The 21569-nt window shown below is 65.6% G+C and carries 20 protein-coding genes and 1 riboswitch; of the genes, 12 read left to right on the forward strand and 8 right to left on the reverse strand.

What is annotated here, in order from left to right; genetic code table 11:
- Positions 1-161 precede the first annotated feature (161 nt).
- A complete protein-coding gene (locus tag HNR05_RS17110; RefSeq protein ID WP_179580297.1) occupies positions 162-1397 on the forward strand; it encodes an MFS transporter in 1236 nt (411 codons plus the stop codon).
- On the opposite strand, the gene nagA is transcribed toward HNR05_RS17110, so the two are convergent.
- Genes nagA through HNR05_RS17135 form a run of 5 tightly spaced genes read right to left on the reverse strand, consistent with a single transcriptional unit; the run spans position 1394 to position 6210 of the window.
- Positions 1394-2557 (reverse strand): N-acetylglucosamine-6-phosphate deacetylase, encoded by a 1164-nt coding sequence (nagA, locus tag HNR05_RS17115; protein ID WP_179580299.1) that lies wholly within the window; start codon positions 2555-2557, stop codon positions 1394-1396. The genes HNR05_RS17110 and nagA overlap by 4 nt on opposite strands.
- Positions 2554-3342 (reverse strand): DeoR family transcriptional regulator, encoded by a 789-nt coding sequence (locus HNR05_RS17120; RefSeq protein ID WP_179580301.1) that lies wholly within the window; start codon positions 3340-3342, stop codon positions 2554-2556. Before HNR05_RS17120 ends, nagA begins: the two co-directional genes overlap by 4 nt.
- The gene (locus HNR05_RS17125; protein ID WP_179580303.1) at positions 3339-4196 is read right to left on the reverse strand and encodes a class II fructose-bisphosphate aldolase; all 858 of its coding nucleotides are present in this window, start codon (positions 4194-4196) and stop codon (positions 3339-3341) included. Before HNR05_RS17125 ends, HNR05_RS17120 begins: the two co-directional genes overlap by 4 nt.
- Positions 4193-5245 carry a 1-phosphofructokinase family hexose kinase gene (locus HNR05_RS17130; RefSeq protein ID WP_179580305.1) on the reverse strand — a complete coding sequence of 351 codons (1053 nt, stop codon included), beginning with the start codon at positions 5243-5245 and terminating at the stop codon, positions 4193-4195. Before HNR05_RS17130 ends, HNR05_RS17125 begins: the two co-directional genes overlap by 4 nt.
- The gene (locus HNR05_RS17135; RefSeq protein ID WP_179580307.1) at positions 5242-6210 is read right to left on the reverse strand and encodes an ROK family protein; all 969 of its coding nucleotides are present in this window, start codon (positions 6208-6210) and stop codon (positions 5242-5244) included. Before HNR05_RS17135 ends, HNR05_RS17130 begins: the two co-directional genes overlap by 4 nt.
- 231 nt (positions 6211-6441) lie before the next feature.
- On the opposite strand from HNR05_RS17135, the gene ctaD reads away from it, so the two are divergent.
- The 9 genes from ctaD to HNR05_RS17180 all read left to right on the forward strand — a co-directional run bounded on the left by ctaD (position 6442) and on the right by HNR05_RS17180 (position 17033).
- Positions 6442-8157 (forward strand): aa3-type cytochrome oxidase subunit I, encoded by a 1716-nt coding sequence (ctaD, locus tag HNR05_RS17140; protein WP_179580309.1) that lies wholly within the window; start codon positions 6442-6444, stop codon positions 8155-8157.
- 80 nt (positions 8158-8237) lie between these two features.
- A complete protein-coding gene (locus HNR05_RS17145; protein WP_179580311.1) occupies positions 8238-11213 on the forward strand; it encodes a Na+/H+ antiporter subunit A in 2976 nt (991 codons plus the stop codon).
- Positions 11210-11701, forward strand: coding sequence for a Na(+)/H(+) antiporter subunit C (locus tag HNR05_RS17150; RefSeq protein WP_179580313.1), 492 nt, complete (start codon positions 11210-11212; stop codon positions 11699-11701). Before HNR05_RS17145 ends, HNR05_RS17150 begins: the two co-directional genes overlap by 4 nt.
- Complete coding sequence (locus HNR05_RS17155) at positions 11698-13251, forward strand: Na+/H+ antiporter subunit D (RefSeq protein ID WP_179580315.1); 1554 nt, start codon at positions 11698-11700, stop codon at positions 13249-13251. The genes HNR05_RS17150 and HNR05_RS17155 overlap by 4 nt, the downstream gene beginning before the upstream one ends.
- Positions 13248-13844 (forward strand): Na+/H+ antiporter subunit E, encoded by a 597-nt coding sequence (locus tag HNR05_RS17160; RefSeq protein ID WP_179580317.1) that lies wholly within the window; start codon positions 13248-13250, stop codon positions 13842-13844. Before HNR05_RS17155 ends, HNR05_RS17160 begins: the two co-directional genes overlap by 4 nt.
- Positions 13845-13854: 10 nt before the next feature.
- Positions 13855-14130 carry an MrpF/PhaF family protein gene (locus HNR05_RS17165; RefSeq protein WP_179580319.1) on the forward strand — a complete coding sequence of 92 codons (276 nt, stop codon included), beginning with the start codon at positions 13855-13857 and terminating at the stop codon, positions 14128-14130.
- Positions 14127-14465, forward strand: coding sequence for a monovalent cation/H(+) antiporter subunit G (gene mnhG / locus HNR05_RS17170; protein ID WP_179580321.1), 339 nt, complete (start codon positions 14127-14129; stop codon positions 14463-14465). The genes HNR05_RS17165 and mnhG overlap by 4 nt, the downstream gene beginning before the upstream one ends.
- Before the next feature lie 67 nt (positions 14466-14532).
- Positions 14533-14621, forward strand: a riboswitch (ZMP/ZTP riboswitch).
- A gap of 10 nt (positions 14622-14631) precedes the next feature.
- Complete coding sequence (gene glyA / locus HNR05_RS17175; protein WP_179580323.1) at positions 14632-15933, forward strand: serine hydroxymethyltransferase; 1302 nt, start codon at positions 14632-14634, stop codon at positions 15931-15933.
- Between the two features lie 215 nt (positions 15934-16148).
- Positions 16149-17033 (forward strand): bifunctional methylenetetrahydrofolate dehydrogenase/methenyltetrahydrofolate cyclohydrolase, encoded by an 885-nt coding sequence (locus HNR05_RS17180; protein WP_179580325.1) that lies wholly within the window; start codon positions 16149-16151, stop codon positions 17031-17033.
- On the opposite strand, the gene HNR05_RS17185 is transcribed toward HNR05_RS17180, so the two are convergent.
- Positions 17034-17570: a gamma carbonic anhydrase family protein gene (locus HNR05_RS17185; protein WP_179580327.1), complete on the reverse strand. Its 537-nt coding sequence runs from the start codon at positions 17568-17570 to the stop codon at positions 17034-17036.
- Positions 17571-17690: 120 nt separating this feature from the next.
- Here HNR05_RS17185 and HNR05_RS17190 point away from each other — a divergent pair, with 120 nt between their 5' ends.
- Positions 17691-18167: a YbaK/EbsC family protein gene (locus tag HNR05_RS17190; RefSeq protein WP_179580329.1), complete on the forward strand. Its 477-nt coding sequence runs from the start codon at positions 17691-17693 to the stop codon at positions 18165-18167.
- 171 nt (positions 18168-18338) lie between these two features.
- Here the strand turns inward: HNR05_RS17190 and galK are convergent, their stop codons facing one another.
- Entirely contained in the window at positions 18339-19502 is a 1164-nt protein-coding gene (gene galK, locus HNR05_RS17195; RefSeq protein WP_179580330.1) for a galactokinase, read from the reverse strand.
- A gap of 2 nt (positions 19503-19504) precedes the next feature.
- Positions 19505-20656 (reverse strand): galactose-1-phosphate uridylyltransferase, encoded by a 1152-nt coding sequence (gene galT, locus HNR05_RS17200; RefSeq protein WP_179580332.1) that lies wholly within the window; start codon positions 20654-20656, stop codon positions 19505-19507.
- Positions 20657-20735: 79 nt separating this feature from the next.
- Between galT and HNR05_RS17205 the strand changes: the two genes are divergently transcribed.
- Positions 20736-21569, forward strand: a complete 834-nt coding sequence (locus HNR05_RS17205) for a DeoR/GlpR family DNA-binding transcription regulator (protein WP_246318428.1) — start codon at positions 20736-20738, stop codon at positions 21567-21569.

The raw sequence follows: 21569 nt of genomic DNA on the forward strand, positions 1-21569 counted from the left end.
GTTAGCGGCCAGAGCTCGCACCACGACCGACCGGGCATCGGCTAGGCTTGCCCCGGTCGTGCCCAGTCCGCACGGCCCCGGGCGCGCACGCTGCGCGCAGGAGTTTTGAGCCCGCCTGTGCGCGAGATGGCCAAAACAGCCGTCGTGAGTGAGTTTCCGCCATGTCCCAGACCACCCTTCCCTCAGCACCCGTCGCGACTGCCTTCCCGTGGCTCGCGCTGCTCATCTTGTCGTCCACGGTGTTTCTGGCGATCAGCTCCGAAATGCTGCCGACCGGTTTGCTTCCCGAAATGAGCAGTGACTTCGGGGTGACCGAATCACAGATCGGCCTGCTGGTCAGCTGGTTCGCGTTCACGGTCGTGATCAGTTCCGCGCCGCTGACACACCTGACCCGTCGGTTCTCCCGGCACGGCCTCGTCGTGGCGGTGCTCTTCGCCTTCGCACTCAGCAACGTGATGTCGGCGTTTGCTCCGAGCTATGAGTTCGCCGTCGTCTCACGGGTGATCGGCGGGCTGGCGCACGGCCTGTTCTGGGCGGTCGTCGGCGCCTATGCCAGCTACCTGGTGCCGAAGGCGCAGATCGGCCGGGCCGTGTCGATCACGGTCGCCGGCGGAACACTGGCCTTTGTCTTCGGGGTGCCACTCGGGACCGCGGCCGGCCAGGTCCTCGGCTGGCGTCTCTCCTTTATCGTCTTGGCCGGACTCATGCTGGTGGGCGCGCTTCTGGTCTGGCTGTTTCTCCCTCGGGTCAACCATGTGCGTCCGACAGCCGATGGTGCGGGTGCCGCGCTCACGAAGCCGACCGGGCTGCGCGGCGACCCCACGGTCTCGCCCGTTATTTTGATCTGCAGTATCACCGCACTGATCATGGTCGGCCACTACACGTTCTATACCTACATCGTGCCGTTCCTGACCGACGAAATGAACGTGGGTACCGCCGGCGTCGCCCCCTACCTGTTCGTTTTCGGCGTTGCCGGGGCGGTGAGCCTCGTGCTCGTGGGCACGATATTCGGGTCTCGCCCGCAGAGTGGTCTTGTCGCGGGAGTCGGGGCCTGCATCGTGAGCGTCACAGTGTTGGTGATGTTTCCTGAGAACGTCGTGGTGGCCTTCGTCGCCTTCGCGCTCTGGGGAATCGCTTTCGGTGTGATCCCGCCGCTGCTGCAGACCACCCTGCTGCACACCGCATCGCTGCAGTTCCGTGACGTGGGCAGCGCGATGTACACCACGGGCTTCAACGTGGGCATTGGCTCGGGCGCCCTGCTCGGCGCGCTTCTGGTCCGCCCGGCCGGCGTTATCGCTTTGCCGATTGTCAACGTGGGCATCCTCGTCGCCGCACTGCTGCTCATCCTCGTGAGTAACCGCGTGATTCGTCGACGCGCGCTGGCCGAGAGGGTTTAGTACAAACGGATGCCGGCTCCGAAGACCGCCTCGACCTCGAAGTCGTCATTCAATAACACCGCGTCCGCGGCATAGCCGAGATCGAGTCTGCCGAGGTCGTGAGCACGCCCGATGGCGCGCGCCGGCGTCTCGGTGAGGGCCGTGACGGCCTCCTCGATTGAGAGTCCCACCTCGACGACCGCACGTCGCAATGCCCCATCGAGGGTGAGCGTCGAGCCCGCGATCGAGCCGCCGTCGCTCAGCCGGGCAACGCCATCCGTCACCGTGACGGCGAGCGTGCCGAGCATGTACGAACCGTCGGACGAGCCCGTCGCCGCCATCGCATCGGTGATCAGGGCGATGCGCCCGGGCGCCCCGGCAAAAGCGAGGCGAACGACTTCGGGATGCACGTGAACGCCGTCGTTGATGATCTCAAGGGTGACCGCGCTCGTGTGGGTGGCCGCCGCGACGGGGCCCGGAGCGCGATGGTGGATTCCGCGCATGCCGTTGAAGGCATGCGTCAGAATCGTGGCCCCTGATGCGAAGGCGCCGAGTGCGGTGTCGTAGTCGGTGGAGCTATGGCCGACGGCCACGGCGATGCCGGCTTCGGTCAGCGCCTGGATGGCCGCCGGTGCGCCGGGTAGCTCGGGGGCGAGGGTCACCTGCACGATGTGCCCGCGGCCGGCCTGGATCAGTCGCGCGATTGGAGCGGCATCCGGGGTGCGAAGCAGCGTCGGGTCGTGGGCTCCACGGTAGGTGTCATCGATGAAGGGGCCCTCGAGATGGGCACCGAGAATGAGCGGGTTCAGGTCTGCTTCGTCGGCGATCACGCTCAGCTGCGACTCGAGATCATCGATGCTGGCCGTGACGAGCGAGAGCACGACGCGCGTTGAACCGTGCTGGTGATGCACGGCGAGGGCGGTGCGGATGGCGTCGGCCCCCGCATCGAAGGCGACGCCGCCTGCGCCGTGGCAGTGAATATCGATGAAGCCCGGGGTGAGCCAGCGGCCGGCGGCGTCGATGACCGTGGTCTCGGCGGTGCGCAGCGTCGACCAGTCGGTCTCGCTGCCCGTGCCGACCATCGCGACGCGATCGCCGGAGAACGCCACGAAGGCGTCGGTGAGGGTGCGGCCGCCCGAGACCAGCCGGGCCGAGTGAATGAGCGTGTCGATGGCATTCATGAGGCGATGATCACCGTTGTTCCGTTGTCGTTGAACGCTGCGAGTTGTTCGGGAGTGATGCCCTGATCGGTGATCAGGGTACTGAAGAGCGTCGGTCCGCCAATGCGCGCGAACGCCGTGACACCAATCTTGGTCGAGTCAGCGACGACGATGGCGCGGCTCGCGCGGCTGGCCATGAGCAGATTGACTGCGGCCTCCTGCTCATCATGCACCGTCGCTCCCACCAGCGGGTCGACGCCGTTCACGCCGATGAACGCGATGTCGAGGGTGATCTTTTCGAGCACCACATCACTGTACGGGCCGACGAGTTCGTAGGAGCGCGGATGCACGACGCCGCCGGTGACGACGGTCTTGATCTGGGGGCGCATCGCCAGCTGGGCCGCGATGTTGATGGCGTTCGTGACAACCGTGAGATTCGGATTCGGCGAGGCCGCCATGATGTCGGCGCGGGCGCAGAGCACCGAGGCGATCGACGTGCTCGTGGTTCCGCCACACAGCCCGATCACTGCGCCGCGCTCGACGAGGGCGCTCGCAGCGAGAGCGATCTGCTGCTTCTGTGGCGCGTTCTGCTCTCGTTTATAGCGCAGAGGCAGATCGTAGGCGACCGATTGCCCCGTCGCGCCGCCCCGGGTGCGGGTGAGCAGCTGCTGCTCGGCCAACGTGTCGAGGTCACGGCGTGCCGTGGCCGCCGAGACGTGAAGTGTGCTGATGATGTCTTCGACCTCGATCTGACCGGTCTCGGCGATCATTGCAAGAACCGCGGCGAGGCGCTCCGAGCGGTTCACCGCTGATCCGCCGCGACGTCGAGCAGAGCGAACAGGGTGAGCAACCGGGCGGCTTCGGCGGCGACGGCCTCGCGTCCGGCTGCCAGATATTTGCGGGAGTCGACAACGGTCGGGTGTGCGGCCAGGTAGTCGCGGATGGCCGCGGTGAAGAACCCGTTGAGGTGTGTCGAGACGTTGATCTTGGTCATGCCGGCCCTGATCGCGGCCACCAGGTGCGTGTCGGCGACACCCGACGAACCGTGCAGCACGAGGGGCACCGGCAGCGCCGCGTGGAGCTGACCGATCAGCTCCAGGTCGACGGCCGCGACGCGCTCGGTCATCGCATGGGACGACCCGACGGCGACGGCCAGAGCGTCGACCCCGGTCGCCGTCACGAACGAGACGGCCTCGGCGGGGTCGGTACGCACGCCGGGAGCGTGGGCGCCATCCTTCCCGCCGACCTTGCCGAGTTCGGCTTCGACGAACACCCCGGCCGAATGGGCGTAGGCGGTGACGCGCACCGTCGCCGCAACATTTTCGGCGTAGGGCAGGTGTGCGCCGTCGTACATGACCGAGCCGAAACCGAGATCGACGGCTTCGATGGCGAGCTGCTCGTCTTCGGCGTGATCAAGATGAACGGCAACGGGCACGGATGCCGCCCGCGCCAGCTCGAGAGTGGCCAACGCGATCGGGGCCAGGGCTCCGTGATAGCGCGCGCAGTTCTCGGAGATCTGCAGGATCACCGGCAGATTCGCGCGCTCGGCGCCGGCGACGAGGGCCTCGGCGGTTTCGAGGTGGATGACGTTGAAGGCGCCGAGGCCGGTTCCGGCTGCGGCGGCTGCCTGCATGAGGGTGCGCGTGGGGGTGAGCGTCATCGGTTCTCCAATGTGGTGTGAGTGGTGCTGGGGGCGGCGTCGGATGCTTCGGCTGCGGCCGGCATGGAGGGGGCCAGACGGTCGACGATCAGCTGGGCAGCCAGCGACGGGTGTTCGGCGGAGATTTCGCCGGCGAGCGGCATGAGAACGGCGGCCGCCGACCACGCCGTGGCGGTGCGCAACACGGCTTCGGCATCAATTCGGTGGCGCTCGACCGGACGGCCCCCGACCGGGAGCCCGAGGCGCTGATCGGCCTGCCTCGCGGTGGCCAGCTGCACCGCGGCCGCGGCAACGGCCGCATCGCCGGCCCCCGTCGGGTTGCCAGTCAAGGCGACGGGGAGGCGCGCGCGCCACGGGCGGGAATCGTCGGCCGAAACGGCCAGCATTCCCTTCTCGCCGAGCGAGACGAGCACCAGGTGGGCGCCGAGCGTCACCAGCGTGTGGGCGGCCGCGACGGGGTCATCCTCGCCAGTGGCCTCCTGCAACTCCTGCCGGTTCGGCTTCAGAACCGTGGCGCCGGCGGCTGCTGCGGCCAGCAGCGCCGGGCCCGAGGTGTCAACGACAGTCGGAACGGCGAGCGCATGGGCGAGTGCGACAAGGTGGGGAATGAACGCGGCGTCGGCACCGCTCGGTAGGCTGCCGGAGATGACCAGACAGTGGGCGTTGGGCAGGGCGGATGCGACGGCATCCGTCAACGCCTGCCATTCGGCCGGAGTGTGGTTCTCGCCGAATTCGTTGAAAATGCTGGTTTGGTTGTGGCCGGTGTCAACGAAGGCGACGGTGCGTCGCGTTGTCGCCTGAACCGGAACCATCAGGTGGGGAATGCGGCTCTGCACGAGGTCATCGGTGAGTTCGAGGCCGGACGGACCCCCCGTGGGTGTGATCGCGAGAACCGGTTGGCCCTGCTGATGCACGACGCGTGCGACGTTCAGGCCCTTGCCGCCTGCGCGCACGGCGGCCGGTGCGACCCGGTGGGTATCGCCGAGACGTACCTCGTCGAGAGTGTAGGTGAGGTCTAGCGCCGGGTTCGGTGTGACGGTGATGATCATGCGTGAACGTCCGTTCGGATGAGCTTCGCGTCGAGCAGGTCGCGCGCCCGCAGCGCGGCGCCGAGCAGTCCGGCATTTTCACCGAGCATCGCCGGCAACAGCACGGGGCGCCGATGAAAACTGAGCAGGGCATCCACGCGCTCACGCAGTGGCACGACGAGGGCGTCACCGGCCTGGGCGAGGCCGCCACCGATGACGATGGCTTCCGGCGCCAGAATTGCCGCGAGCTGCGCGATGCTCACGGCGAGGGCATCCAGGGCTTCGTTCCAGACGGCGGCGGCATCCGGGTCTCCGCTGTGCGAACGCAGAAGAACATCGCGTGCGCCATCGGGCTTGATTCCCGTGCGATCGTGGTATCGCCGCGCGATGGCACCGGCCGACGCGATGGCCTCGAGGCACCCTCGGGAGCCGCAGACGCAGACCGGGCCCAGCGGATCGACGATGGCGTGACCGATCTCGCCGGCAAAGCCACCGGCCGAGTAGGCGTGACCGTCGATGAAGAGTGAACCGGCAATGCCCGTGCCGATGACGAGTACGACGAGGTTCTGGTAGCCGCGGCCGGCCCCCAGCCGGAACTCGGCCTCGCCGGCCGCCCGCACGTCATGCGAGAACGTGGTGGGCAGCCGCAGCAGGTCCTGGGCGAGTTGCGTGAAGGGAATATTCGACCAGTGCAGATTGGCTGAGAGTACACCGATTCCCCGATCATCATCGACGAGACCCGGCGCCAGCATCCCGAGTGCGTGCGGGGGCACGTCGGGAAAGTCGGTGGCGAACTGCATCCGGAGTTCGCGCACCCGGTGGAGCACGGCGTCGGCCGTTCCTGTGCCGCAGAGCGGAGTCGGTGTGCGACTGAGCCCGAGCATGGTTCCCGTCGAATCAAACAGCGCCGCTTTGGTGTCGGTTCCACCCACGTCGATCGCGAGCACGGCTTGCCCGGGACCCAGCGGCAGTGCGGTCGTGGTCATCGGATGCTCCTCACCAGGTGCACGCGCACCACCACATTCAACGATTGATTGTGATCGTTACGGGTGCAAAGTAATCATTTCAGGGCTGATATTTGAGTGTAAAGGGTCAGAACAGCGCACGCTCGCACCGGCGAGCGAAGAATTCGGGTGTGCGCACAGGGTTTCGCGAACGCGGCAACGAGCGTACGGTGACGCCAAGCGCTGCCTCGCCCCGAGCATCCGGAGAAGTCAATGACGACGACACAACAATCGGCTCCCTCGATCGACAACTCGCCACGATTGTCGTCGGGCGCTGAGCGTAAGGGCAATATTCTGGTGCGGTGGGTCACCTCCACCGACCACAAGGTGATCGGCTACCTGTATCTGATCACGTCCTTCGTGTACTTCTGCATCGGCGGCGTGATGGCCCTCGTGATGCGGGCGCAATTGTTCGCGCCGGGCCTCAAGGTGGTTCAGACGACCGAGCAGTACAACCAACTCTTCACCATGCACGGCACGATCATGCTTCTGATGTTCGCCACCCCGTTGTTCTTCGGGTTTGCCAACGCCCTCATGCCACTGCAGATCGGCGCACCCGATGTGGCCTTCCCTCGGCTGAACGCCTTCTCCTACTGGTTGTTCAACTTCGGTAGCCTGATTGCCGTGGCCGGCTTCCTCACCCCGCAGGGTGCGGCATCCTTCGGCTGGTTCGCCTACCAGCCCTTGGCCAGCACCACCTTCTCGCCGGGCGCCGGCGGAAATCTCTGGATGGTGGGTCTCGGACTCTCCGGCTTCGGCACGATCCTCGGTGGCGTGAACATCATTACAACCGTCATCACGATGCGGGCACCGGGCATGACCATGTTCCGCATGCCGATCTTCACCTGGAACGTCATGATCACCTCGATCATGGTGCTGATGGCGTTCCCGGTTTTGGCTGCGGCGCTTCTCGCCGCTGCCGGCGACCGCATCTTCAACATGCATATCTACGACGCCGCTACCGGCGGGGCCATTCTCTGGCAGCACCTGTTCTGGTTTTTTGGCCACCCCGAGGTGTACATCATTGCGTTGCCGTTCTTCGGTATCGTCACCGAAGTCTTTCCGGTGTTCAGTCGCAAACCGGTCTTCGGATACAAGACCCTGATCTATGCGACCATTTCGATCGCCGCACTGTCGATGACGGTCTGGGCCCACCACATGTTCGTCACCGGTTCGGTGCTGCTGCCGTTCTTCTCGCTGATGTCGATGCTCATCGCGGTGCCCACCGGAGTGAAGATCTTCAATTGGATCGGCACCATGTGGCGGGGGTCGCTGACCTTTGAAACGCCAATGCTCTGGGCGGTCGGTTTTTTGGTCACATTCACCTTCGGCGGTCTGACCGGCGTGATTCTGGCCTCGCCGCCGCTTGACTTCCACGTCTCTGACACGTACTTCGTGGTGGCACACTTCCACTACGTGGTGTTCGGTACCGTCGTCTTCGCCATGTTCAGCGGCTTCTACTTCTGGTGGCCCAAATGGACCGGAAAGATGCTCAACGAAAGGCTGGGCAAGTGGCATTTCTGGATGCTGTTCATCGGCTTCCACACCACATTCCTGATTCAGCACTGGCTCGGTGTGAACGGTATGCCGCGTCGCTACGCGACCTATTCGCCCGAAGACGGCTTCACCTGGATGAACGAGCTCTCCTCGATCGGCGCCATGATTCTCGGTTTGTCGATGGTTCCGTTCTTCTTCAACGTCTACCTCACCGCGCGCACAGCCCCGAATGTCACGGTGAACGACCCGTGGGGGTACGGTTCATCGCTTGAGTGGGCGACGTCGTGCCCGCCGCCGCGTCACAATTTCACGTCGATTCCCCGCATCCGCTCCGAGCGCCCCGCGTTTGAATTGAACCATCCGGAGGTTGCCGTGAGCGTGGGGATCGGGCCTGGCAAAGATGCCCCGGATGCGCCGAGTGCGGAGTTCTGACTGAGTTCCGGCTCGGGCCGAGGCCGAAGGCACCCGGTAGAATGCTTTTACACTCTGACTGAACTCAGCCGGGAGGCCGCATGGTACTAATCCTGCTTGCTTTCCTGCTTCTCTCGTTTCTCACCCCGTTTCTCACCCGCTGGTTGAAGACCCGGGTTTTCTATCTGATCGCCCTGCTTCCGGCCGCGGCCTTCGCCTACACGCTGACGCAAACCGAAACGGTGACCGCGGGCGGAGCCGTCACCGAGAGCATCCCGTGGATGCCAAGTCTGGGCATCAGCCTCTCGTTCCGGGTCGACACCCTCGCTTGGCTGCTCGCCCTCGTGGTGACGGGGATCGGCGCGCTCGTGCTGCTCTATTGCGCGCGTTATTTCTCTGACGACGAGCCGAGCCTGGGCCGCTTTGCCGCCTGCCTGCTGGGTTTCGCGGGCACCATGTACGGCCTTGTCACCGCAGACGATATCGTCGTGATGTTCATGCTCTGGGAGGTCACAAGCATCCTCTCGTACCTGCTGATCGGGCATTACACCGAGCGTCGGGAGAGCCGGGGCGCCGCTCTGCAGGCGCTGCTTGTGACGACCTTCGGTGGTCTGGTCATGCTCATCGGCGTCGTGATGATCTCGAGCGAATCTGGAACCACGTCACTCTCCGCGATTGTGGCCCATCCGGCACAGAGCACCGTCGCCGACTGGGCCATTGTGCTGATTCTGGTCGGGGCCCTGTCGAAGTCGGCGCTCATCCCGTTCCATTTTTGGCTCCCGGCGGCCATGGCCGCACCTACCCCGGTGAGCGCCTACCTGCACGCGGCCGCCATGGTGAAGGCCGGAATCTATCTCGTCGCCCGCTTCGCCCCGGGCTTCGCCGACACCCCGGGCTGGCTGCCCGTTCTGGTCACACTCGGGGTCTGGACCATGCTCGTCGGCGCGTGGCGCTCACTGCGTCAATACGATCTCAAGCTCGTGCTCGCCTACGGCACCGTCAGCCAACTCGGCTTCCTGATGATCGTCGTCGGCTTTGGCACGAGAGATGCCGCGCTCGCCGGGGTCGCCCTCCTCCTCGCCCACGCGCTCTACAAGGCCGCATTGTTTCTTGTCGTCGGCATCATCGACCATCGAGCCGGTACCCGAGATTGGCGCAAGCTCTCGGGCATCGGCCGTCGTGCCCCGGTGCTGGCGGGCATCACGCTTGTCGTGGTCGCCTCGATGGCGGGCCTGCCGCCGTTGTTCGGTTTCGTCGCCAAGGAGGCCGTGTTCACGGCGTTCATCGAGGCAGGTCAGTCCGGAAACGGCTGGGCCTGGTTCGCTCTGATCGGCACCGGCCTCGGGTCGGTGCTCACCGTCGCCTACAGCGCCCGGTTCTTCTGGGGGGCCTTTGCCCGCAGGTCGAAGGTGGCCGAGACGCCGTTGCACGCCGACCGTTGGGACATCCTCATCGCCCCGGGTCTTCTGGCGCTTGCGACGGTCGTACTCGGGCCGCTGGCCGGATGGCTCGACCCGGCGCTCGCCTCCTACGCCGACACCCTGCCGGGTGGCGGCCAGTACCATCTGGCGCTCTGGCACGGTCTCGAGCCGGCCCTCGGCATCACGGCGATTGTTCTCGCGGGGGGACTGGTGCTGTTCTGGTTCCGCACTGCCGTCTCACGCTGGCAGGACTCCGTGCCCCCCGCCGTCGACGCCGGCGTCGGCTATGGCAGCCTGGTGCGGGGGATCGACCGGAGTGCCGCCCGGCTCACCCACGCCGTACAGAAGGGCGGACTTCCGCAGTACATTTCGACGATTCTCGTGGTTTTTGTGCTCGGGCTCGGCTTCGCTGCATCCGTCAACCGCTCCTGGCCGGAGGCGATCGTGCTCTGGGACTACCCGGCTCAAGTGGTGATCGCACTGATCATGGGTATCGCCGCGGTGATGGCCGCCCGCGTTGGGCAACGGATGACGGCCGTGCTGTTGGCCGGTGTCACTGGGTACGGTCTCGTGACTCTCTTCGCTCTCCATGGCGCCCCCGACCTCGCGCTCACCCAGGCGCTCGTCGAGACGATCACTCTCGTGGTCTTCGTGCTGGTGTTGCGCCGTCTGCCGCCGCGTATCGCTGAACACACTCGGCCGCTGCATCGAAAACGTCGAGCGCTTATCGGCCTGAGCGTCGGGGCCGTGATGGGCACCATCGGCGTGATTGCGCTCGGCGCCCGGCAGGCCCCGTCCCTCACGCCCGAACTCGCCCGGCTGTCAGTGGAGGAGGGCCACGGGCTCAACATCGTCAACGTCATGCTCGTCGATATTCGGGCCTGGGACACCATGGGCGAGATTTCGGTGCTCATCGTGGTCGCGACCGGGGTTGCCAGCCTGCTCTTCGTCTCGGGCCGTACCGCAGCGCTGCCCCGACTGAAAGAGTCGCGCCTGCTGCGCACCCGGGTGAACCGACGCCGGGTGCTCGACGATCCCACGGTGTCGAATGAGGGTTCCGAGGTGACCCGGCAGTCGTGGTTGGCGGCCGGGCACACGCTGTCGGCCCAGAACCGCTCGATTCTGATCGAAGTACTGGTTCGACTGCTTTTTCACCCGGCGATCATTGTGTCGATCTACCTCCTCTTTGCCGGCCACAATGCGCCGGGCGGGGGCTTCGCCGGAGGACTCCTCGCGGGGCTGGCGCTTGTGGCCCGCTACCTGGCCGGTGGCCGCTATGAGTTGGGCGAGGCCGCGCCGATCGAACCCGGCACCGTTCTTGGCATCGGCATCTTCCTCGCCGTCGGCACCGCGATCGCCTCACTGTTCTTCGACGGTATCCCACTCGAATCGGCATACTTCAGTGCGGAGGTGCCGGTGCTCGGGTATCTCTCGTTCGGCACGTCGAGCATTTTCGACATCGGCGTCTACCTCGTTGTGCTCGGACTGGTGCTCGACATCCTGCGCAGCCTGGGCAGTGAGATCGACCGACAGAGCGAGGTTGCGCAGGCCAACGATGGTGATGAACCCGGCGGAACCGAGCCTGGCGAAGGCGCCGCGTCGGACCAGGTCACGGCATCCGGTGCCGGCCGAGAAACCTGGGAGGTGAGCCGATGAGCGCGTCACTGACCCTGGTCGTGATGATGGCCGTGCTGTATGCAGCCGGCGTCTATGTGATGTTGGAGCGGAGCCTCACCCGTGTGCTGATCGGCTTCATGCTCGTCGGCAACGCCACGAACCTACTCCTTTTCATCATGAGCGGTCGTCCTGGCAACGCGCCGATCCTGTCGGACGGAACCACCGTCGACTCGATTGCCGACCCCCTGCCGCAGGCGCTGATTCTCACGGCGATTGTGATCAACTTTGGCATCACGGCGCTGCTGCTGGCCCTGATCTATCGTTCCTGGTGGCTGGCCAAACTCGGCGACGAGGGCGACACGGTCACCGATGAGCACGCCGACGAGACCACCGAGTCCACCGAGGCGGCATTCCGTTCGTCGTCGGACGACGACGACGCCATTCAAGCCGCGCTTGGTGCCAGCGAGAGCGAGACCGACGATGTCAGTACGACATCGGATCCGTGGGAGCGGGGGTCCAGTCGATGAACGCACTCGTTCCTCTTGTCGTGATGCTCCCGCTGCTCGGGGCCGGCCTGGCCCTGGCGCTCGGTCGTCGTCGCCGCCCGCAGATCGCGGTGAGTGTCGTTGCACTCAGCGCCGTCGTCGTGATCAGTGCCGTGCTGCTCGTGCTCGTCGATCGTGAGGGGCCCGCTGTGGTGCACGTCGGCGGCTGGTCTGCACCCTGGGGAATCGTGCTCGTCGTCGATCGGCTCTCGGCCATCATGCTGCTTATCTCGGCGCTCATGCTGCTGGGTGTGCTGCTCTTTGCCGTGGGACAGGGCATCATCGACGGCGACCGAGAGACGCCGGTGTCAATTTTCCACCCCACCTACCTGGTGTTGGCAGCAGGGGTGTTCGACGCGTTCATCGCCGGCGACCTGTTCAACCTGTACGTCGGGTTCGAGATGTTGCTGGCGGCCAGCTACGTGCTGCTTACGCTCGGCGGAACCGGTGCCCGCATTCGAGCGGGTGTGACATACATCGTGGTGAGCCTGGTCTCGTCGCTGCTGTTCCTCAGCGCCATCGCGCTGCTCTATGGAGCGACGGGCACCGTGAACATGGCGTTACTGGCCGAACGCATCCCCGCCTTACCGCCCGATGTTGCACTCATTCTCAACCTGATGCTGCTGCTCGCGTTCTGCGTGAAGGCGGCGGTCTTCCCGCTGTCGTTTTGGCTGCCTGACTCGTATCCGACGGCGCCGGCGCCCGTCACAGCGGTGTTCGCGGGGCTACTCACCAAAGTGGGCATTTACGCCATCATCCGCACCCAGACCCTGCTGTTTCCAGACAGCGCACTCACCGAGGTTCTCATGGTCGCCGCCCTGCTGACCCTCCTGGTCGGCATCCTGGGAGCGCTCGCGCAAGCTGACATCAAACGGTTGCTCTCGTTCACCCTGGTCAGCCATATCGGATACATGCTTTTCGGCATTGCGCTGGGCTCCCAGCTGGGGTATACCGCAACGATCTTCTACGTCGTGCACCATATTTCGGTTCAGACCGCACTGTTCCTGGTGGCGGGGCTGATCGACCGTGTCGGCGGTACGACGTCACTGTCGAGGCTCGGCGGTTTGCTGAAGGCCGCGCCATTCGTGGCCGTGCTGTTCTTTATCGGAGCCTTGAACTTGGGTGGAATTCCTCCGTTCTCTGGATTTCTGGGCAAGGTGGCACTGTTCCAGGCCGGGGTGGCCACCGGGTCCCCGCTGGCCTACCTGTTGATCGCCGGGGGAGCCGCGACCAGTCTGCTCACGCTCTATGCGCTGGCGCGCGCCTGGAACATGGCCTTCTGGCGCAGCAGTGAAGAGGCCGAGCTGCGTTCGTCGCCCGAGTCGATGGTTGAGGACCCGCATGATGAAGGAACGGTGCTCACCAAGACTGTGTCACCTCTGATGACCGGAGCGACAACCGCGATGCTTGCCCTAACGGTGGCACTCACGCTGTTCGCCGGGCCGCTCTTCGAACTGGCCGGGCGGGCAGCGGTCGATGTGGAGCATCCGCTCAGCTATATCGACGCTGTCTTGCCCACTGGAGCGCCATGAGTACGCCCCGGGTGCGGTTCACTAACGCGGTCAATCAACTGCCGCAGTTTCTGGGGCTCGTGCTGCTCTGGATGCTTCTCTGGGGTAGCTTTTCGTGGCTGAATCTGCTGACCGGAGCGGTGTTCGCCGCCCTCGTGTCGTGGGTGTTCTATCTGCCGGCCGTCCAGATGAGCGGTCGGCTGAACCCCGGGTATCTGCTGGTCTATATCGGGCGATTGCTCGTTGACATCGTGCGCGCCTCGGTCGAGGTCGCCGCGCTTGCGCTGGCGCCGCACTACCGAGCCAGCAACGCGATTCTGGCGATCGAACTCTCCACCCGCAGCGACCTCATCCTCACCTGGGTGGCCGTGTCGACATCGATTGTTCCCGGCTCAATCGTGATTGACGTCGATCGGCCCAGCTCCACGCTGTATGTGCATGTGATGAACCTGCACGATTCCGAGGAGTCCGAGACGTTTCGCCGCTCGGTGCTGGCGACCGAGGGACGGATCGTGCGTGCGCTCGGCTCTCGCGAAGATCTGAAACGACTCCGGGAGACGCCACGAGCCGGAGAGCACTGGCGAGCCGGGGAGAGACGAGGAGATCAACCATGAGAGAGCAATCATGAGCGCACCCCTGGGAATCGTCGCCATCATCGTGACCGTGCTGTTCGGAATGTCTGCGCTCGCCGCCGTCTACCGCATCGTGCGCGGGCCCTCGGTTCTGGACCGGGTGATCGCCGGAGATGTGCTCGTCTCGACGGTCATCTGTGCGCTGGGTGCCGACATGGCGCTCAACAACCACACCGACACCCTTCCCGTGTTGCTGGTGCTCGCCCTGTTCGCGGTGCTCGGTTCGTTGGCCGTCGCGCGCTTTCTGCCCCGTCAGGACAGCGCATGAGCGACATCGTGCGTGACGTGACGACTGCGGTTCTGGTGCTGGCCGGGGCGCTCCTCTGCTTCTCGGCCGGAATCGGCCTGGTGCGTTTTCCCGACCTGCTCACGCGGTTGCACGCGGCGACGAAGCCGCAGATCTTCGGATTGATGGCAATTTGTGCGGATGTTGCGGTGAACAACTTCAGCGTCGGCACGCTGACGATGGTGGTCGCGATAATTGGCTTTCAGGCGCTGACTGCACCGATGACCGCGCACCTGGTGGCCCGGGCCGCCTATGACACCCAACATCTGCGCACCGACCTGCTCATCGCCGATGAAATGGGGCCGCGGCGCCGCTGAGAGGGTGCCGTGCTCTGGCTGTGCTGGCGCCCGGGTGAGAATGGTCGGAGTCGTGTGGCTGATAGGCTCGACTCGTCGCAACTGGCGTAGCACGAAGATGGGTCACCATCGGGGAGCGACTGACACGGTTAGTGGCCGCGCGCCTGGGCCACGACATCCATTTCGAATGTCTAAGGAGACCTCCGTGTCCACGCAACCAACGAACACTTTCAACGAGCCCCTCGAGGTCGTCGACCCCGAGATTGCCGCCGTTCTCGAGCAGGAACTCGGTCGCCAGCGCGACTACCTCGAGATGATCGCCAGCGAAAACTTTGTTCCGCGCGCCGTGCTGCAGTCGCAGGGCTCGGTACTCACGAACAAGTACGCCGAGGGCTACCCGGGACGCCGCTACTACGGCGGCTGCGAATACGTCGACGTGGCCGAGCAGCTCGCCATCGACCGGGCCAAGGCGCTGTTCGGCGCTGAGTACGCCAACGTTCAGCCGCACTCCGGTGCCACGGCGAACGCGGCCGTGCTCTCGGCGATCGCCACACCCGGCGACACGATCCTGGGTCTTGAACTCGCACACGGCGGGCACCTCACCCATGGGATGAAGCTCAATTTCTCGGGCAAGCTCTACAACCCGGTCGCTTACGGCGTTGACCCCGAAACGTTCCGCGTCGACATGGATGTCGTGCGCGACAAGGCGCTTGAGCACAAGCCGCAGGTCATCATCGCCGGTTGGTCGGCCTACCCGCGTCAGCTCGACTTCGCGGCTTTCCGCGCGATCGCCGATGAGGTCGGCGCAAAGCTCTGGGTCGACATGGCTCACTTCGCCGGACTCGTGGCGGCCGGCCTGCACCCGTCGCCGGTGCCCTACGCCGACGTCGTCTCGAGCACCGTGCACAAGACCCTCGCCGGTCCGCGCTCGGGCTTCATTCTGTCGCGCGACATGCAGCTGGCGAAGAAGCTCAACTCCAACGTATTCCCCGGCCAGCAGGGCGGGCCTTTGATGCACGTGATCGCGGCCAAGGCCACCGCGTTCAAGCTCGCCGGAACCGAAGAATTCAAGAACCGCCAGGAGCGCACCCTGCGCGGTGCCAGCATCCTGGCCTCGCGTCTGACCGCCGACGACTCGAAGGCGCACGGCATCGACGTGCTCACCGGTGGCACCGACGTGCACCTGGTGCTCGCCGACCTGCGTCACTCAGAGATCAACGGCCAGCAGGCCGAGGATGCCCTGCACGAGGTGGGCATCACCGTGAACCGCAACTCGGTTCCGTTCGACCCGCGCCCGCCGATGGTCACCTCGGGTCTTCGCATCGGCACTCCGGCACTGGCCACCCGTGGCTTTGACGATGCCGAGTTCACCGAGGTCTCTGACGTCATCGCCGAGGCGCTCAAGCCGGGTGCCGACGTCCAGGCGCTTCGTGCGCGCGTCAAGGTTCTCACCGACGCATTCCCGCTCTACACCGGTCTGCACCAGTAATTCCCCTCCCCGCCCGCCCGCCCTCCCCTCCCCTCCCGTCCCGTCCCCCCCCCTCGCTTCCCTCGCCCCCCGCGAGAGTGCAGTTGTTGTTGCTTAGCGCTCGCTGAGGCAACAACAACTGCACTCTCGCGAGGGTCTGTGCGCTCACGGGCGAGGCGGGGCGCCGGGCCCCGGACGCGACCATGAATTCGTGGCATCAACAGGATGGACTTCTCATGACGGCAATCACCCTCGACGGCGTCGCAACGGCGACAGCGGTCAAGAACGAGCTCGCTGTACGCATCACCGCGCTGAAGGCCCAGGGAATCACCCCCGGGCTGGGTACCCTTCTGGTCGGCGACGATCCGGGATCCCGCTCCTACGTTGCGGGCAAACATCGCGACTGCGCCGAGGTGGGCATCGAGTCGATCCGTGTCGACCTGCCCGCGACGGCGACGAACGCCGACGTGCTGGCCGCGATCGCCGAGCTCAACGCCAACCCGGCCGTCACGGGCTACATCGTGCAGCTGCCGCTACCGAAGGGCCTCGACGAGCACGCCGCGCTTGAGGCGATCGACCCGGCAAAGGATGCCGACGGCCTGCACCCGACGAACCTGGGCCGTCTGGTGCTGGGTATCGAGGGTGAGTTACACTCTCCGCTGCCCTGCACCCCGGCCGGCATCGTGGAGATGCTGCAGCGCTACAACGTGCCGATCAGCGGACAGCATGTCACCGTTGTCGGGCGTGGGCTGACCGTCGGGCGCCCCCTGGGACTGCTCTTCACCCGCAAGGGCTTGGATGCCACGGTGACACTCACGCACTCCCGCACCGTCGACCTGGCTGCCGAGGTGCGCCGGGCCGACATCGTCGTGGCCGCGGTCGGTGTCGCACACCTGATCAAGCCCGACTGGATCAAGCCCGGCGCCGCCGTGCTCGACGTGGGCATCACCCGCGTGCAGGATGAGGAGACCGGCAAAGGAAAGCTGACTGGCGATGTCGACCCGGCCGTCGCATCCGTTGCGGGCTACCTCTCGCCAAACCCGGGCGGGGTCGGCCCGATGACGCGCGCCATGCTGCTGAGCAATGTGGTGAAGGCGGCCGAGCGCGCGCTCACGGCCTAATCAGACAGCGGCGTGGGCGTGCAACGCCGAATGCGCCAAATACGCCGTCGCATTGTGACGGATGCCGGCGATCTCGTCGTCGGTCAACTCGCGGCGCACCTTCGCGGGCACCCCGGCAACAAGCGAGCCGGGGGGAACGACGGTTCCCTCCAACACGAGCGCGCCTGCCGCAACAAGTGACCCTGTACCGATGACGGCTCCGTTCATGATCGTCGCCGACATCCCGACCAACACATCGTCGCCGATGGTGCAGCCGTGCAGCACCGCACCGTGTCCGACCGACACGTTGCGGCCGAGGGTCAACGGAAACCCGCCGTCGACGTGACATGACACGTTGTCTTGCAGATTGGAGCCGGCGCCAATCACGATGGGCTCGGCCTCGGCGCGCACCACAGCGTTGTACCAGACGCTGGCCTGATCGCCCAGGCTGACCTGGCCAACGAGAACGGCACCGGCGGCGACAAACGCGGTCTCGGCGACGACCGGGGCGGTCAGATTCGGTAGGGTGATCAGTCGGGCGGAAGAGTCAACAGTCATGTCGTTAGCCTACCCACGCGTCTCTGTGCGGCCGGGGTACGGTGAGCGGAGTTGGGGCACAGAAACAGAGCCGGGAGGCTGGGGCTGACAGAGGCGCGGGAGCACTCCTAAGCTTTCTGAATGGTGAACACAGAACATCCGGCCGTGGATCGCGTGCGAGAGGCGCTGCTGGCCTTCGGCATTGACCCTGAGATTCGCTGGTTCGATGACGCAACGCCCAGTGCGCAGGCCGCGGCAGAGGCCCTTGGTATTCCGATCGGGGCCATCGCGAATTCGTTGATTTTCACTCTCGACGGTGAGCCCCTTCTGGTGCTCACCTCGGGCGCCCATCGCGTCGACACCGCGTGGCTCGGCGCGCAACTCGGCGGCACGATCGGTCGGGCGTCGAAAGAGGTCGTGAAGCTAGCCACGGGCCAGGTGATCGGCGGGGTCGCCCCGGTCGGGCATCCGTCCCCTGTGCGCACGCTCGTCGATCTGGCGCTGGCCGACTACGAAACGGTGTGGGCCGCGGCCGGTCACGCGCACACGGTGTTCCCGACGACGTACGACGAACTCCTACGCATAACGGGCGGAGAGTCGACCGCGGTCGTGCCCTAACAGACTCGAGCCGCGTCTCGCTTGGTCTCGCGTCGTCCCGCTTCGTCCCACGAGAGTGCAGTTGTCGGTGCTTCAACGCGCTCATAACAACAACAACTGCACTCTCGCGGGGGATAGCGCGCGGGGGGATAGCGCGCGAGGGGACGACGCAAACGGGGCGAGCGAGGGCGACTACTCCACCCGACGCGCTCCGTCGGCCGCTCGCACCACAAACAGTTCCGGTGTCGTGAATCCTTGGGCAGCGAACGCGGCGAGTACCGCCGCCTCGACGACGGGAATCAGCGCGTGCGGAGTAAGGGCGATGGCCGCCCCGCCGAAACCGCCGCCGGTCATCCGTGCGCCGATTGCACCCGCGGCGCGAGCGGTCTCAACGGCAAGATCGAGCTCGGCCACCGAAATTTCGAAGTCGTCGCGCATCGAAACGTGTGAGGCGTCGAGCAGAGCGCCGATCGACTGGGGCCCGTGTTCGCGCAGCGTGCGTACGGTGTCGAGCACGCGCTGGTTCTCGGTCACAATGTGCCGCACCCGGCGGAAGGTTTCGTCGTCGAGCAGCGACTCTGCGCGCGGGAGGTCGTGCATGGTGATGTCGCGGAGGGAATCGGCGCCGAGCGCAGTAGCCCCGGCCTCGCAGGACGCACGCCGTGCGGCGTAACCGCCGGTGGCGTGCGCGTGGCTCACCTTCGTATCGATGATGAGAAGCTCGAGCCCGGCGTTGTCGAAGCCGAGGGGGATGACGTCGGATTCGAGGCTGCGGCAGTCGAGGAAGACCCCGGCATCCGCTTGGCCAAGCAAGGATGCCGACTGATCCATGATGCCGGTCGGCGCCCCGACGGCGCGGTTTTCGGCGAGCTGGCCGACCTTGGCCAGGGCGCGCCGGTCAAAGCCGAGCAACCAGACGTCGTTGAGCGCCACGGCCACGGCGCATTCGATCGCGGCCGACGACGACAGGCCGGCGCCAATCGGAACATCGGAGTCGATGTAGATCTCGAAGCCGCGCACCTCACCCAGTTCGGCTCCGAACTGGCCGAGCGCCCAGGCGACGCCGAGCGGGTAGGCCGACCAGCCATGCAGGTTCTCGGGCCGCACCTCATCGAGTGAGATCTCCACGACCTCGGCCGAGAACGAACTGGCGACGCGCATCAGACGGTCGTCGCGCAGGCTGAGCCCAATCAGTGTGCTGCGATTGATGGCGAACGGAAACACGAAACCGTCGTTGTAGTCGGTGTGTTCGCCGATCAGGTTGACGCGGCCCGGTGCCGACCAGAGCCCGGTCGGCGGGTGGGCAAAGGTGCGCACGAAGCCGGCGTGAACGGCTGCGGAGAGAGAGGCGGGCATGGCTATTCGGTGTCCTTTTCTGCGGCGCGGGCCACGGCATCCCGAATCGAGGCGGCAGCCTGCTCGGGGGCGACGTCGCCGATCCAGGCACCCATGGCGGCCTCGGATCCGGCGAGGAACTTGAGTTTGTCGGCGGCGCGACGCGGGCTGGTCACCTGCAGCATCAAACGGATGTCGTCACGATGCGTGCCAGTGGGAGCCTGGTGCCAGGCGGCGATGTAGGGCGTCGGGGTGTCGTAGATCTCGTCGATTCCGCGCAGCAGTCGGCGATAGAGCACGGCAAGTTCGTCGCGTTCGGCGAGGGTGGTGCCGGCGAAGTCGGGCACCTGGCGGTGCGGCAGCATGTGCACTTCGATGGGCCAGCGGGCCGCGAACGGAACGAACGCCGTCCAATGTTCGCCGCGCAGAATCACTCGGTCGCCGGCCTGTTCGCTGGCGAGAATGTCGGCGAACAAGCTCGGACCGTAGTGTTCGACGGATGCGATCACGCGCTGGGTGCGCGGTGTTACGTAGGGGTAGCAATAGATCTGTCCGTGCGGGTGGTGCAGGGTGACGCCGATTGCCTCGCCGCGATTCTCGAACGGGAAAACCTGCTGGATGCCGGGCAGCTGTGAGAGGGCGTGTGTGCGCTCGGCCCAGGCCTCGATCACCGTGCGGGCGCGCGTAGTCGACAGGCTTGCGAACGATCCCTCGTGCTCGGGGCTGAAGCAGACGACCTCGCAGCGACCGACCGACGTGCGTGTGCGACCGAGACCGATTGTGTTGAGGTCGTCGAGGTCGGCCGGCGCGTTGTCGTCCTCGAGCAGCGGACCGAATGACGGCGACTTGTTCTCAAACACCGCAACGTCGTAGTTGCTCGGAATCTCAGAGGGGTTCTCGGGCGTCGACGGTGCGAGTGGGTCGAGGTGGGCCGGTGGCAGAAAGACACGGTTTTGTCGGGCTGCGGCGATCGAAACCCAGTCGCCGGTGAGAGCGTCTTGGCGCATCGAAGCCGTGGCCGGACGCGGAGCCAAATCTCGCAGGTCGGCCGAACGTTCGGGCGGCAGAGCCGTGTTCGGATCATCGAAGTAGATCAACTCACGGCCGTCGGCCAGGGTATGACGCTGACGGGCGATGCGCTGGTCGCTGACGAAAGTGGGGGAGACGGTATCCATAGAAGTGCCAGAATAGCCGATTTGCGCATGTGAAGACAGCTGCTTTCGTATTGATAAGTAAAGACAAGTAGGTGAAACTATGAGCATGACCGAACGGATGCCTGAACGGCATGAGACTCTGCCTGCCTCCGTGCGTCGGGAGCGCATCCAGCGCCTCGTGGACGAACGCGGTTTCGTGCGCGTGAGCGAGCTGCGTGACACCTTCACGGTGTCGGCCGTCACGGCTCGCGCCGACCTCGACGCGCTTGTCGAGGCAGGCACGCTGACCCGGGTGCACGGGGGCGCGATGCCGGTTCGCAGCGGATTCTTGCCTGGGCGCACCGACCGCGAGCCATCATTCGAGGAGTCACTCGAGGCCTCCGTTATTCCCAAGCAGCAGATCGGTGAGCTCGCCGCTGCCCTCGTTCAGAGCGGGCAGAGCGTGATCCTGGACGTCGGAACGACGACTCTCGCCGTGGCCCGTGCACTCGCCGCTCGAACCGATCTCACCGACGTTGTCATCATCACCAATGGGCTGAGCATTGCCCTCGAACTCGAGCCGACGATTCCGCGCTTCACGGTCATCGTGACGGGCGGGTCTCTGCGTCCCCTGCAACATTCACTTGTCGAACCGATGGCCGGGGCTGTACTGCGCAGCGTGCACGCCGACGTGGCCTTCATCGGCTGCAATGGTGTCGATGCCGAGCATGGCGTGACGAATATCAATCTGCCCGAGGCCGGGGTAAAATCGCTGATGCTCGCGGCCGCCCGCCGGGTGGTCGTGGTGGCAGCCGCCTCAAAGCTGGGCCAGGCGCATCTGGGCACGATCGGCCCTCTCACCGCGTTCGACACCCTGGTGACGGATGCCGCGGCCACACCGGCCCAGCTGGCCCCGCTGCGTGAGGTCGGGCTCGTTATTGTGAAGCCGGAATAG

Source organism: Leifsonia psychrotolerans (assembly GCF_013410665.1).
Classification (GTDB): domain Bacteria; phylum Actinomycetota; class Actinomycetes; order Actinomycetales; family Microbacteriaceae; genus Cryobacterium; species Cryobacterium psychrotolerans_A.